The following is a 13,756-nucleotide window of genomic DNA, read 5'->3' on the forward strand; positions in this document are numbered from 1 at the left end:
TGCAACGTGCCATGCGGTGTTTTGAACATAATTGTGGCAGAGGTTTTCATATCACTTTGAACTTGAACAAAACCATTTTGTTCAGAGGTGCCGGGCTGCGCATCTCTTTGTTTTAATGTCGCTTTACGTGAACTAAAGGTTTTTGGATTTATTTTATTTTGTTCGCAGTATTTAACAATTGTCAGGCCACTGGCCAACTGCGCTTCAATAATGGTTTGCCAATCTTCGAGTGTTCGCCTGGCCATAATGCTCTCCCAAGTTTAAATTGGGTTATAGGCTAACGATTAGTTTAGGTTTATTGTAGGTGCGGGTACGCCGACCTTCACGATAGAAATAATCTTTCTGTGTGTTAGTCACCCAAAGTTTACAAATATCAATCGTGTTTTTAGGAGAAAGCTCGATTAACTCATCCTGTTTCTCAATGATTAGCGTCAAAACGCTAGGCCACATTAACCAAATAGGAGTACGGTTCAGAAGCGATGCATCTAATTCAGAAACATTGAAATGTTTAGCGAGCGCCATAGTTTTTTTGTTAGGTTTTGTAGCAACGTATAGAAATCGCTTAAAGAAACGATTTAGTAAATCAGCTCTGTTCGCTGTTAGAAATTCCCAATGTCTTAGCAAAAGTCCGCATGAATTAGAGGAATGAATAATGGCTTCAAGTAGTAAATCAACAAGAAGGAGATTTTTACTCGTCAACGCGCTTTTAATAACATTTTCCCACTCAGAAGTTGTATGCTCACCTTGGACTAACTCTGAGCCAAAAAGAGAAATAGCACGATGCCATTGCGGGTTTTTGATACAACTATCTAAAAATGATGGATTGCTAGCTATCTCATCTACAAGTGTTCTCTGCTTAAACCAATCAGAATAAATATCGTGTGCAAAATATATTTTTCCCTTTTTACGATAGCAAATTTGTGATCTTTCTAGCTCTTCAAGCACTGATAATTCAGGAACTTCAAACAAAGTTATCTGAGTTGCATTCACCAAATTTTCAGCCTGTAACTTAGAAAGTTTTATGAGAAAACGCTCTTTCATTGCGCCGTGAGTGGAGCTCGATATTTCAGAATCCCAATACCAGTTAATAAGTTCAACTTCTGAGCGCCACGGATTTTTTTTAGAAAAGCTTAATGGTGATACCTTCGAAAATAAGTCTAGTACTTTAGGCCTTAATAGAAATTTGCTCACAGATTCAGTGACCAATAGTTTAGTAAACTGAGGGAACTGGTCTTTTAGAATAGCTATGTCAGTTTTGCCAATATCACTCAATGAAACAGTATTTGCAGTTGCGATAGCATTGCCTATTTTCAACAGCTCTCTTTGCACTCGTTGCCAATGAAATGACTGACAAGTAATAACTATTTTCAGGCTAGTATTCCCAGAAAGTATTGGCTCTAAAAATTCTCCTAAAGTAGAAAAATAATTAGGCATCCATAGACGGTCTACAGCGTCAATTACAAGTATTTTGTACTTAGAGGCTATTTCGGCAGCTATATCTACCCATGGGTTCTTTAACTGAAAAGCGTTATTTTCGACTTCATGTAATGAATTGTATTCGAATAACGAAGATTCAAACCAAACAGTATTCTTCTGCGACAAGGCAAATCTTTTAACTAGCGCTGATTTTCCTGAACCCGAATCACCCAAAACTACGGAAACATTCGCAGAAGAAATAGAGTTACTGATTTCATTTACATCTTCAGCTCTTAATAGTGAAATCTGATTACCAATAGTACTTTCAACTCTGTTCATTGAAGAAATGCTATAGGCTTTTAGTTTTTCTAAATCCCTTGCAAATTCAGGAGCTGTTTTAAGTTGGATGTCTTTCGCAATATAAGATGTCGCTATTTGCGACGTTATAACTCCTCCGTTAACTCTGAAGCGCTTAACTAGAGTGCAAATTTTTTCAAAAACTTCAGTCGCATTGCTAGCGCTAGGGTCAACTAAAATGCTTTTAATATTGGTAATTGATTGAGCTTCACTGGTTGAGGTTTGATCATAGAAGTCACATTGGTAGGCTTTAAAGCGTTTTAAAACTTTGTCGGTGTTTAAATTTAATTTGTTGGCTGTGCCCACCAAAGTAGTAGGATAGTTAAAGCTTCTATGTAATGAGCAAACATTCTTTGCTAACTTTGCTGTGTCTACTTGGTTCTGTAAATCACCTTCAGGAAGGTAGTGTGATTTAGTTAGTAGTGAGTTTAAAGATGTTTTCGCAGCCCCTGATAAGGGGGCAGTCACAATACCTAAGTAATCACATTTACTATTAAACAGCATATTTTCTGTTAAAAATTGCTTCCATATATCTTCTACTAAGTCATCTGGTGCTTTTTGAGATGTAAATTGCTTATTGCTCTTTACAGATAGAGCTAACTTAAAGTCTTGTTTTCCATCACCAAATTCAACAATAACATCATCAAAGAACCAACCACTATTACCTGCTTGGAAGTGAATAGCCTTTATAAGTGTAGACTCATGAGGAATAAAATGGGCTGATGAAATCATGTAAGACGTAAGCCATGCCCCGACTAAATCTTCAAAATCGAATCCTTTTCCACTCGTAAGTTCAGTTGGTATAACCTTTGAATTCTTGGTCATTAAGTGAGTTTCCCTATATAACTTCAATATTTGTATTTAAGATAATGACCTCTCCAAACTTGACTTATCCAAGTAGCTCTGAACACCTAGTCAAATAAAACTAAATACACAACAAAATGAATCATGATAATTAAAATTGATTTCTAAACTTCTCAGCCATCACCCCAAGTTTGTACATGACATCTCGAGATTTGGCTTGTTCATGCCCATCAGGCGCTAAGACTGCCATTAACAGGTAGCAATTTTCATCACTTGATCCCTGACAATAAACAAGGTGAATATCACTGGTTTGGTAAAATTGAACTTTCTTCAAAGGTAGTGGTTTGTCTTCACTGCCTAAGTGAATGTGTTGAACTTTTTCAGCTAAAATAACAGGCAAAGTATTAGGGTGATCATAAGGCACATCACGGCCAAAATGGTCAGGTGCATTTCCCGTCAGTTTGTAACTTTTGAAATCATCAACAAGTGCATCGAGTTCTTCGTCATTCATTATTCTACGAATGATGCTACTTTTAAATACTCGTATCACTCTGCAAAGTCACCTAGCTCGTCATCTGAAGCAGTTAGTAACGCTTCATTACCATGCTCTGCAATTTGAGTAAGCCGTGCATGTGAAGGTCTAAAACGTGATATTTTAGATTGCGATTCTATAAGCTCTACCATTTGCTCATAAAGCTCTGCGCTAACCATGTAACCAGCCGTTTTGTTATTTGATAACACAGCTACAGGCTCATCCATGAAATAATCACATGGTTTTTTTCTTAACTCAGTTACCGAAACTGTTTTTTCAGCCAATATAGATTGAACTGCCATAAATCACCTTTTTATTTTTCATGAAACCTAATTACGTACATAATTACGCACGCAATTACATACATAATTAAGTATATTTTAGAGTATACAGTTTACAATAAATGATGCTAATAATATTTATAGGACTATGAGAATATTTTACTCATAATCACTCTTTTAAACTGCTTATGGTTTTATTAACTAAAGCGATATATAGAAATATTCTTTGTACAAAATAACCATTATTTATCAGAAAGAAGAGTTATTTAGCTGCAAGCAGGCTGTAGATATCGTACTAATTCTACCAATTTTAAGTTCAATAAATTAAACTTATAAGCATTAATAAACTAGCTAAACTTCAGCCTGTTATTATTAATTCAAATGTATCAATACCAATAAAAAATCCATGCCTTACGCAATCTATTTTTTCTTTGTCGCTTAATGTATTTTAAAAATAAAAAAAGCCAGGCGAACCTGGCTTTGGGGGAAACGTTATTTAAACTCTATTTATTCAAGTATGTTAATACTGAAGGATTACTATTCAAAATTAACGGTTACTTCATTTGAACAAGCGCTTGACGCATCACAAATTTTATAAACAAACTGTGAACCTGTAATACGGTGCTCTCTATCACGGTAAATACCTATGTTTTCAACCGTATCTATTTTTTCACCGTTACGGAAAATATCAACCATATCAGCAGGGCTTCCCTGCCAAGTAATATCTACTCTTAAATTACCTAAACGTGATTTATAAGCACGCTTTACAGCAAGTTCAATATCAACATCAGACACACTCACTGACATCGTTTTAATATCCATTTGACCTTCAGAGTCAGTTGTTGTGAGTGATACATCATAAGTACCCGATTGTGCATAGGTATGTATTGGGTTTTGTGCTACCGATGAATTTGCATCGCCAAAATTCCAGCTCCAGCTCACAATATCATCATTTGCATCATAACTTGTATCGGTAAAGTTAACGGCTAAATGATTCACTGCAAAGTCAAAGTCTGCGACAGGTGCTGCTGGGCCTACATCGCCTAAAGCTGAGAATGAAACAGACCAATTATTTAAAGTACCCGTATCTTCAGCATAAGTATCAACAAGCTTTAATGTCCAATCACCTTTTGTTAACTCGCCGTTAAATGCTGATGAATCAAAGCTTTGATTAATATCATCAGCACTACCACCTGCTTTATTATGCAATGTTGCCTGAGTACCCGTAGGTGAAGTTAAAGTTACAACTAAATCACCAATATATGTATGGCTTATATTTAAGAAGGTACTTGAATCAAATATTGTTAGCTCATCAGCGATTGTAATAACCGATGTAATACCATCAGCTGCATTATCTGGGATAGCTGCAGGCACATCATTAGAGTAAGTGAAATCATTTAAACCTTGAGGGTTAACATATAAACCCAAAGTTTTAGCTTTTACTAGTTCACCACTAGTTGCTGTGACAGTGAACGCATAATCACCCCACTGTGTATCAGCCGTAGTAGGTACTGTTACTTGGAAACTTTCTCCAGGAATCACTGTGCTAGTAGATAATACGGCACCGTCTAAAGAACCCGTTAATGTAAGTGCAACTTCACCTTCCCATTGCGCTATTGAGCCAACATCAAAGCTATAAGTTGCCGTTTCACCGGCAGTTAAGCTCACGTTTGCTGGCGTAACAGATAATTTAAAGCCTGGTGTTGGATCAGCCTCTAATAATGCGTTATACACATTTAATCTTTTACCCGTTACTGTTTTACCTGTTAAGGCTGCATTATCATCACCGCTATTCATTAATAACGCTTTTAATTCACTGGTGGTTAAGTCTGGATTTACAGATAAAACCAATGCTGCAGCACCTGCAACATGAGGAGTCGCCATTGAAGTACCAGAGAAGCTATCGTAGCCGCCACCAGGAATGGTTGATAAAATAGCAGAGCCAGGTGCGCCCATGTCTACCGTTGTTAGTCCCCACTGAGAAAAACTAGACATAGTATCACTTGATGTTGTGCTCGCAATCGAGAGTACGCTTTCATGTGAATAACCTGATGGGTAAGAGTCATTTACATCATTATCCATCGCGCTATTTCCAGCCGCTGCTACAAATAAAATATCTGCCTGCTCTGAAGAAGTAATTGCATCTGAAAGCGCCTGGCTAAAGCCACCGCCGCCCCAGCTATTATTTAAAATACGTAAATTTACACCGTTATTTTTTAAATTAACCATGTAATCAATACATTTAATTGCATCTGATGATGAACCCGAACCTGATGCATCTAAGAACTTACAACCCGCAATAGAGACTTCATGATTAACACCCACAACGCCTAAAGCATTATTGCCTGATGCACCTATCGTACCTGATACATGGGTTCCATGGCCATTATCGTCCATAGGGTCGCCAGCATCTGTGATAGCATTAATGCCGTGCACATCATCGATATAACCATTACCGTCATTATCAATGCCATCTCCCGCTATTTCATCTAGATTAACCCAAGCATTTGCAGCTAAATCAGGATGACTATGATCTACACCTGTATCAATCACACCTACAACAACATCGCGGCTACCAGTAGAGATATCCCATGCTTCAGGCGCATCAATATCAGCATCATCTACGCCACCTGTTTGCCCGGTATTATGCATACCCCATAGTTCTGCAAAGCTGCTGTCATCAGGCATAGCGCTTGCTGTAACGATATAATCAGGTTCAGCATATAAAACCGCAGAGTCTTGACGTATTTTGTTTAGTGCATCTTTCACTGAAATTTTATCTAATTTATAATTAGCCATGCGGCCATTTAAAATATTTTTATACTTATCATCTACTTCATCATTATTAATATCAGAAATTTTAGCTAAGACTAAATCTCTCACTGAACGACGCTTTGAGGCTGTTGAACCTTCTTTATAAACCACAATCACAGAATCATGTTTATATGCCGGCTGGCTTGGTGTATTTATCTCAACGGATGCATTCGCTAATGCAGGAATTAATGCTAACGATAGCGCCGATAATTTATATTTCATATTTTGGATCCATGTTAATTTATATTCTAAAATAAACTGACCCTTCCCATTTAAACTTACACACTACTCTTGTATGAAATTTAGCAACGGCAACACTTTACTCACAAGTATTTAACAAATACCAGCAAAAAAAGCAAAAACACGACTTCCTTACTAGGAAAATCTTTCCAAAAAACCAATTTTAGTCCCTTTTTTGTATATTTAGATTAATTTCCAAAACGCAAAAGTAATACTTTTTTGTTAATTTCAAGTCTTTACTCTATAACGCATTGATATTTACATCATTTATATAAATACAATTTTTGGGTGATATGCAGATTAAATATAAGATATTAGAGTTTTTACCGAATTTAAGTACAAAAAGACAAAAAAATGAAAATAATAAAAAACAATAATAAAAATCGTATGACCCAATTAAAGCAATTTAATATTGCCTTAATTACGGTTCCTTTATTGTTTATTAATTCAATTACTTGTCATGCAGAAGATCTACTTTCTGGTACTGATTTACAAGACTCTCCTTTGTCATTAAGTCTTACAACTACTCTTGCAATAACAATTAATAATAGTGTGCAACATTTAGCTATTAGTCAGTATGGAATTAAAAATCAGGTAACAGTTAATCAAATGGCAAACATGATTAACGAAATTAACATTATTCAAAGTGGCATCAACAACAAAGCTAATTTAGTTCAGTCAGGGTCATATAATACTGTCAACCTCTTGCAACAAGGTGACGGTAATCTGGCTGAAGTTATTCAAGAAGGTGATGCCAATATTGCCAATATAAAACAAGCCGGAGAACAAACTTTTATTGTTCATCAAATTGGAAATGAAATGCTTGTGAATATTACACAGTATTAAAACAAGCATTGGAGAATACAATGAAATTACAAAAATCAATTATTACAGCAGCTGTACTGATGGCATTAAGTGCAAGCCAGTCTGCAGCCGCTGGCGAAGATACAAAAGAAGCAACAAACCCAATAAAAACACAAATCATGGCAAATGCCGCTGGTAATGTCATTATTTTATCGCAAACATCAACTGAAGGCGGAGCATTTGGCAATGATGTTTCTCTCGTACAAGATGGTGATTTAAATGGACTTAAGGCTTCTGTAAATGGTGAACAAAATACAACAGCTATCAGCCAAATTGGCTCAGATAATATTGCGATTAGTTCCTCTGTAGGCAGTAACAATAGTCAAACAATTAATCAAGATGGCATTAATAACCAATCAGAAACGACAATTGCAGGTGATGAAAATACAGTTAACCTCTCTCAATCAGGTGAAGGTTATTTAGGTCTGGGTAATAAATCTATCAATACGATTAATGGTAGTGACAATGACATTACTATGGACCAAGGTGATGGTGGTCATTGGTCTTATAATAAAAATTTAGAAGGTTCAAAAAATACAATTGACACCAAACAGTCTGGTCAATGGAATGAAACCCACCTTGATAATATTATTGGCGATGAAAATACCATAGCTATAGATCAAGATGGCTACTGGAATGTTTCTCGCGTTTCAGATCTTCAAGGTGACCTTAATAAGCTGACCTTTAAACAACAAGGTGAGCGCAACAAAGTGACCATTACTGAAGTAAATGGTGATGACAATAAAGTAAACATTGAGCAAGAAGGTGATTACAATGAAGTCAGTTCTAATGTCATTGGTACAAAAAACGACCTAGCCTTTAAACAACAAGGTGATCAAAATAAAGTTTCCATCACTGAGATTAAGGGCGATGGCAATAACATTAAAGTTGACCAAGATGGTGGTTATAACGAAGTTATTTCAAATATTTTCATTGGCAAAGAAAATAATGTTGGCATAAACCAAATCGGTGACAAAAATACATCTACAGTTGATGTGATAGGTGATCAAAACAACTTCAGCTTTACTCAAGCTGGTAATGAAAATAAAGCATATTTAGGTGCTTTAGGCCAAAATAATGACTTTTCAATTATACAAGTTGGCGATTTAAATGAAGGTCATGTTGTTAACTTTAACGGCGACAATAATGATATTGATGTCATTCAATCTGGTGACAGTAATGTAGCTGTTGTACAGGCATCAGCTGATAACAATGCCCTTATTGCTGATAATAACGATATTAAACTAAATCAAGACGGTAATAAGAATGATGCAATCATTAATATGAGTTCAATATCAAATAGCAGTGATAACTTACTTGATGTATCTCAAGATGGCAATTTAAACGCCTTAGATATTTTAGTTGAAGGCAGCGGTCACGCTATAAAAATTGCACAGGTTGGCAATGGAAACTTCATAACGGGTAGTAATAGTGATGCCATGTTAATTGGTGGTTCAGACATAACTCTAAATATCAGTCAATCTGGTTTAGGTAATGTGATTGCAGGCTCAATAATCAGTGCATCTGGAAGTGTTTCAATAACACAAGCTGGTGACTGGAATAGCGCAACGATTGTGCAACAATAAAAACTAAGTTAAGAGAGAAGAAATTCTCTCTTAACAACAACTGATTGAATTTATGCTAAAAAAAACTTTTATCTTAATACTATTTTTAAATCCTTTTTATATTTATTCAAGCGAAGTCGACATTGGTGGGTTATTACTCGACAACTCCAGAAGCCGTCAGGGGCATGAGTTTTTTTCAGCTTTTAGTCAACTCTGGCAAGACATTCCAAATAGCAGTGGTCATATCGTCGTCATAAAAGAAATTGTGATCCCACGTTCAGGCACACGCTTAACCGTTATTTTAAATGATAAAAATATTTATATTACCCATATGGGTCGACGACAAAGCCCCATCAAAAGTCGTGTAGAACAAGCCGTATTAATTTTAATTGAAGCAATGGCGCAATCTCAAATAAGTCAAAATAACCCTGACTTAGCAACAAGCGGATGGTAGTTATGAAAAAAACAAATCAGCTATATATCACATTTACCACGCTATTTTTAATAGTGCCTTTATCAATAAACGCATCTGAATTAGTGTATAAACCCATTAATCCAAGCTTTGGTGGTAACCCAATTAATGGCAGTTATTTATTAGGTAAAGCAAATGCCCAAAATAAGCATAAGGCACCTGTAGCTAAAAAGTCATACGCTGAAAAATTTCAAGAATCTTTAGAGCGTGCTTATATCAGTAAAATGGTAAGAGAGATCACAGATCTTGCATTTGGTGAAGAAGCCGATAGCAGCCTATTTGGTGAAGATTCTATTTTTAGCAGTGGTGACTATGAAATTTTAGTACTTACCAGTAACCCAGATGCAATTACAGTACAAATAACCAATACAATAACCGGTGAAATAACTGTTATTGAAATACCCAGGTTTGGATAAGCAGTATGATAAAAAAAATAATAATAATTCCCATCATTTTTACATTAACAGCATGTAGCCACATAAATAGTTTAATTCCACCAGAGCTTTCAACAGCGATAACAGTTGAAGCAACCGAAACGTTTAAAGAATTGAATGCATTACCCAAACCCAGAGGCCCTATTACCGTTTCAGTGTATTCTTTTAGAGATCAAACAGGTCAATATAAACCTCAAGCTAATGTCAGCTCATTTTCAACCGCAGTAACACAAGGCGCAACATCTATTTTAATGCAGGCATTAAGTGACTCAGATTGGTTTTTACCGGTAGAAAGAGAAGGTTTACAAAATATATTAACTGAACGAAAAATAACAAGAGCTGCCAACAAGAATAAAGAACAAGTTGATTTACCGCCTCTCACCACAGCAAAAATATTATTAGAGGGTGGTATTATTAGCTATGACTCAAATGCAAAAACAGGTGGATTTGGAGCAGAATATTTTGGTATAGGCGCTTCAGAATTATATCGCGAAGATATTATTTCTGTTTATATGCGTGCCATAGATGTTAGAACCGGCCAAGTCCTTATTTCGGTATCAACCAGTAAAAAAGTTTTAAGTACTGAAGTAAGGGCTGGTTTTTTTCGTTATGTCAGTTTTAAACGTTTAGCCGAAGCCGAAGCGGGATATACCAGCAATGAGCCTATGCACTTATGTGTTAAGCAAGCTTTAGAAAAAGCAATTACCGAATTAGTTAAAAAAGGCATAAACAAAGGCGTATGGAGAGCACAAAGTAGCACTGTTTAAGTACTACTTTAATTTTGATTTAAATAATAAAATAAAGTTAATAATGAAAGTTTTAGTTTATTGTATTCTCTAAATGCGTTGCAGTTGCAAACTGTAAAGACCAGGTAATAAGCTCAACTCGATTTCTAGATTTTGTTTTTCTAAAAATGCTATACACATGTGTTTTAACTGTATTGGTACTAATGTTTAGCAAATCTGCAATCTCTTGATTTTGAGCACCTCTTTTTACTAAGTTAATAATTGTATTTTCACGCTTAGTTAAAGTTGGGAAAAGTGTTTTTTCATCCATATTAGCAGACGAAGTAACTGAATTTTTATTTAACTTTAATAAATGTGCCAAAGCATGATTCATAGAAGAACGCTTAAACCAACGCTCTTTCTTTTGTAGTTGGTTTAACCCTTTTAAAATAATATCAGGGCGATCTAAAAAATAAAAAACGCCCTCAATGCCAGCGAGCAACAAATACTTTTCACACAATAGGGTATTTTGCACATTAAACAATACAACTCTAGAATTTTCAGCAAGTTGCAAAAACTCAAATGGAACTCTATGCCCCCAGTCGCTATTAAATAAGTCGATAAAATAAATATCGTATGCGCTCACTTTTGTATTTTCAGGTAATTCTTCGTTTACACTAGTTTCAAAAGCACAGGTATTAACCAATCCAATAAAATCATTTTTCGCAACTTGATGAACATGTTCTGATAATGTTAAATTACAAGTTAGAATAAAAGCTTTATTTTTTTTACTTGTTTTTGAATCCATAAATTTCCTCACTATAAATTAACCAAAGCTTAGGTTAACCTGTCACTTGAAACGCAAATGTACCCTTTTAAGGTCCTAATGTCTATACTCCAAAGGTAATGATTTAATACTTTTAGTTACAAAATTTCATTTGCACTTATCGTATTATTAAATTCCGCTTTCATTAAAATCAATTTGAGCGTACACTTGTAGCCTTAAATAAATGCTGAAATGTCATATATGAAATATATTCCCGCTTATAGTGTTAATGAAGAAATCGCTAATTCTGTCAGCCATGGTATTGGCGCTCTTTTAAGTGTCGCAGGGTTAACCTTATTGTTAAATAGCGCTATTGATCAGCAAGACATACACAAAGTTGTCAGCTTCTCTATTTACGGCACAAGCCTCATTATTCTGTTTTTAGCTTCAACCCTCTATCATGCTTTTAGCCATGAAAAAGTGAAAAAAACCTTTAAGCTAATCGATCACTGCGCTATTTACTTATTAATTGCAGGTTCTTACACACCTTTAATGCTAGTAACGCTTAAAGGCCCTTTAGGCTACATTATGACGGCCTTGATATGGCTAATTGCATTGGCAGGCATTCTTTTTAAAATGAAATTTGGAAGTAGATTTAAATGGTTATCACTATCAACCTATTTAGGCATGGGTTTTATATCTTTAGCTATCATGCCGCAATTACAGCAATCATTTTCTGATGAAGGCATTCAATTATTAGCTATCGGTGGCATAGTTTATTGTGCTGGCATTATTTTTTACTTACAAAAAAAGACTCCTTTTAGTCATGCAATTTGGCATCTCTTTGTACTTGGTGGTGCATGCTCACATTTTTTTATGATACTCAATTACGTATAAAACTATAAATTAAACCTGATATTTTTAATGTCTAATAAATACAAAATAGTGCAATTAAATAAATAATTTCAATTTACCCGTTACATTTTACTTTTTATATTCAATACTTGTACAAATATCAAACAACCTAGAGTGAATATGAAGTTTTTAAAAGTCATTAGAAGTATTAATTACTTTCTCATTATTTATTGTGTGCTCTCATTGCCATTAAAAGCAAAAGAAAATATCCGTATTTTCTCATGGGAAGGTTATGTGACAAAGCAAGATATAAAAAACCTGAATATTTTACTTAGTGAATCAAATTATCAATATCAAGCCACATTAATAGAAACGCTCGCTGAAGACTCAGAACAAATGTTCTCGGTTATAAGGTCTAAGCAATGTGATATTGCTTTTTTAACTTTATTTTTCATTAAAATGGAAGGAAATAAAACAACTCGATTACTTAAAAGTATAGACATTAACTCTCCTCGTCTTACTAATTACAAATATTTAGATCCAAATCTAACCCATATCCAAATGGGAATGAAACAAGGAAAACCTCTATACATTCCTTGGGGAGGAGGGATATACGGTTTTTATATCAACAAAGATAGAACATCAATTGAAAACATACCCACCTCTCTCTCTGATGTCTGGCATTGGGAGAATAAATACTCATTAAATAAAGGACAGTTTTGGTATAATGTGGGGCTAGCACTACAATCACTAGGTTACCATCCTTTTTACCTAAATGAACTAGCAAATAATGGACAAAGAACTGAACTTGCTAAACTGACAAACATAAACGGTAAGCTCCAGAAAAGACTCAATAGCTTATATAAGCACGCAGGAGATCTTTGGACCGCTTCACCAGAGTTTAAACAACATCTAAAAATTATCTCAAGCTGGGGACCTGAAATTAAGCAACAAAACAAATCAGGTCAAAATTGGCAGCTTATTGACTTTAAAGAAGGCAAACAAGCTTGGCTAGATACGATTAATTTCTCCAAAAGCTTATCAGGAAAAAAACTTGAAGCCGCTGAAATAATAGCTAATTACTTTATAAGCAAAAGAGTACAGCAGCGTATAACTGAACAACTTTCAATGATCCCAGCCTCAACTCAAGTAAAAAATCGCGGATTATTATCTGTTTATCCAGATATTTTTAAAAATGGTTACTTTGTCCCTCCGTTTAACGAACTAGCTCATTCGATAATGCAACAAATGGTATTAGTCGCTGAAAAAGAGTTTTTAATAAGTACAGAGCAAAAGAAATGAAAATAGTATTGAAAGATTAATAATTTTACATTAAATATCAAAACGATTATTAATAGCTTAAGCATTAGTATATTTATTAGAAATAACAACCAGACAAAGAGCTTGAAGCAGAAACTATATAATAAATTGACTGGCTTAGCAGTGCACTATTTCTAAAATACAAAAACAAAAAACCCGACACATTGCTGTATCGGGTTTCTCTTATTAGGAGCCTGGCGATGTCCTACTTTCACATGGGAAACCCCACACTATCATCGGCGCTGTTTCGTTTCACTACTGAGTTCGGCATGGAGTCAGGTGGGTCCAAAACGCTATTGTCACCAAGCAAA

Annotated in this window: 13 protein-coding genes and 1 rRNA gene; 7 read left to right on the forward strand and 7 right to left on the reverse strand. The window is 35.1% G+C overall.

Annotated elements, in window-relative coordinates:
* The 5 genes from tnpA to BM088_RS25820 all read right to left on the reverse strand — a co-directional run.
* Positions 1 to 245 (reverse strand): IS66 family insertion sequence element accessory protein TnpA (tnpA, locus tag BM088_RS25800; protein WP_425439339.1); only part of this gene is annotated, 245 nt, incomplete at its 3' end.
* A 25-nt stretch (positions 246 to 270) separates the two neighbouring features.
* Positions 271 to 2,598 (reverse strand): NACHT domain-containing protein, encoded by a 2,328-nt coding sequence (locus tag BM088_RS25805; protein WP_091991670.1) that lies wholly within the window; start codon positions 2,596 to 2,598, stop codon positions 271 to 273.
* 130 nt (positions 2,599 to 2,728) lie between these two features.
* Positions 2,729 to 3,127 (reverse strand): type II toxin-antitoxin system YafO family toxin, encoded by a 399-nt coding sequence (locus tag BM088_RS25810; protein WP_091991672.1) that lies wholly within the window; start codon positions 3,125 to 3,127, stop codon positions 2,729 to 2,731.
* Positions 3,124 to 3,411, reverse strand: a complete 288-nt coding sequence (gene yafN, locus BM088_RS25815) for a type I toxin-antitoxin system antitoxin YafN (protein WP_091991674.1) — start codon at positions 3,409 to 3,411, stop codon at positions 3,124 to 3,126. Before yafN ends, BM088_RS25810 begins: the two co-directional genes overlap by 4 nt.
* Positions 3,412 to 3,927: 516 nt before the next feature.
* Positions 3,928 to 6,426 (reverse strand): S8 family serine peptidase, encoded by a 2,499-nt coding sequence (locus tag BM088_RS25820; protein ID WP_091991676.1) that lies wholly within the window; start codon positions 6,424 to 6,426, stop codon positions 3,928 to 3,930.
* 372 nt (positions 6,427 to 6,798) lie between these two features.
* Between BM088_RS25820 and BM088_RS25825 the strand changes: the two genes are divergently transcribed.
* Genes BM088_RS25825 through BM088_RS25845 form a run of 5 tightly spaced genes read left to right on the forward strand, consistent with a single transcriptional unit; the run spans position 6,799 to position 10,546 of the window.
* On the forward strand, positions 6,799 to 7,290 hold the full coding sequence (locus tag BM088_RS25825) for a curlin subunit CsgB (RefSeq protein WP_245763931.1): 492 nt from the start codon (positions 6,799 to 6,801) through the stop codon (positions 7,288 to 7,290).
* A gap of 20 nt (positions 7,291 to 7,310) precedes the next feature.
* Positions 7,311 to 8,894, forward strand: coding sequence for a hypothetical protein (locus tag BM088_RS25830; protein ID WP_091991678.1), 1,584 nt, complete (start codon positions 7,311 to 7,313; stop codon positions 8,892 to 8,894).
* 52 nt (positions 8,895 to 8,946) lie between these two features.
* Positions 8,947 to 9,327 carry a CsgE family curli-type amyloid fiber assembly protein gene (locus tag BM088_RS25835; RefSeq protein WP_091991680.1) on the forward strand — a complete coding sequence of 127 codons (381 nt, stop codon included), beginning with the start codon at positions 8,947 to 8,949 and terminating at the stop codon, positions 9,325 to 9,327.
* 2 nt (positions 9,328 to 9,329) lie between these two features.
* Positions 9,330 to 9,761, forward strand: coding sequence for a curli assembly protein CsgF (locus tag BM088_RS25840; protein WP_245763932.1), 432 nt, complete (start codon positions 9,330 to 9,332; stop codon positions 9,759 to 9,761).
* A gap of 8 nt (positions 9,762 to 9,769) precedes the next feature.
* Positions 9,770 to 10,546, forward strand: coding sequence for a CsgG/HfaB family protein (locus tag BM088_RS25845; protein WP_091991691.1), 777 nt, complete (start codon positions 9,770 to 9,772; stop codon positions 10,544 to 10,546).
* Between the two features lie 52 nt (positions 10,547 to 10,598).
* Here BM088_RS25845 and BM088_RS25850 read toward each other — a convergent pair whose 3' ends face one another.
* Positions 10,599 to 11,312, reverse strand: a complete 714-nt coding sequence (locus tag BM088_RS25850) for a helix-turn-helix transcriptional regulator (protein ID WP_091991684.1) — start codon at positions 11,310 to 11,312, stop codon at positions 10,599 to 10,601.
* A 219-nt stretch (positions 11,313 to 11,531) separates the two neighbouring features.
* Between BM088_RS25850 and trhA the strand changes: the two genes are divergently transcribed.
* Complete coding sequence (gene trhA, locus BM088_RS25855; protein ID WP_245763933.1) at positions 11,532 to 12,167, forward strand: PAQR family membrane homeostasis protein TrhA; 636 nt, start codon at positions 11,532 to 11,534, stop codon at positions 12,165 to 12,167.
* A gap of 138 nt (positions 12,168 to 12,305) precedes the next feature.
* Entirely contained in the window at positions 12,306 to 13,427 is a 1,122-nt protein-coding gene (locus BM088_RS25860; RefSeq protein WP_091991688.1) for an extracellular solute-binding protein, read from the forward strand.
* A 210-nt stretch (positions 13,428 to 13,637) separates the two neighbouring features.
* Here the strand turns inward: BM088_RS25860 and rrf are convergent.
* Positions 13,638 to 13,752 (reverse strand): 5S ribosomal RNA (gene rrf, locus BM088_RS25865).
* Between the last annotated feature and the right edge of the window lie 4 nt (positions 13,753 to 13,756).

Source organism: Pseudoalteromonas denitrificans DSM 6059, assembly GCF_900112265.1.
GTDB lineage: Bacteria > Pseudomonadota > Gammaproteobacteria > Enterobacterales > Alteromonadaceae > Pseudoalteromonas > Pseudoalteromonas denitrificans.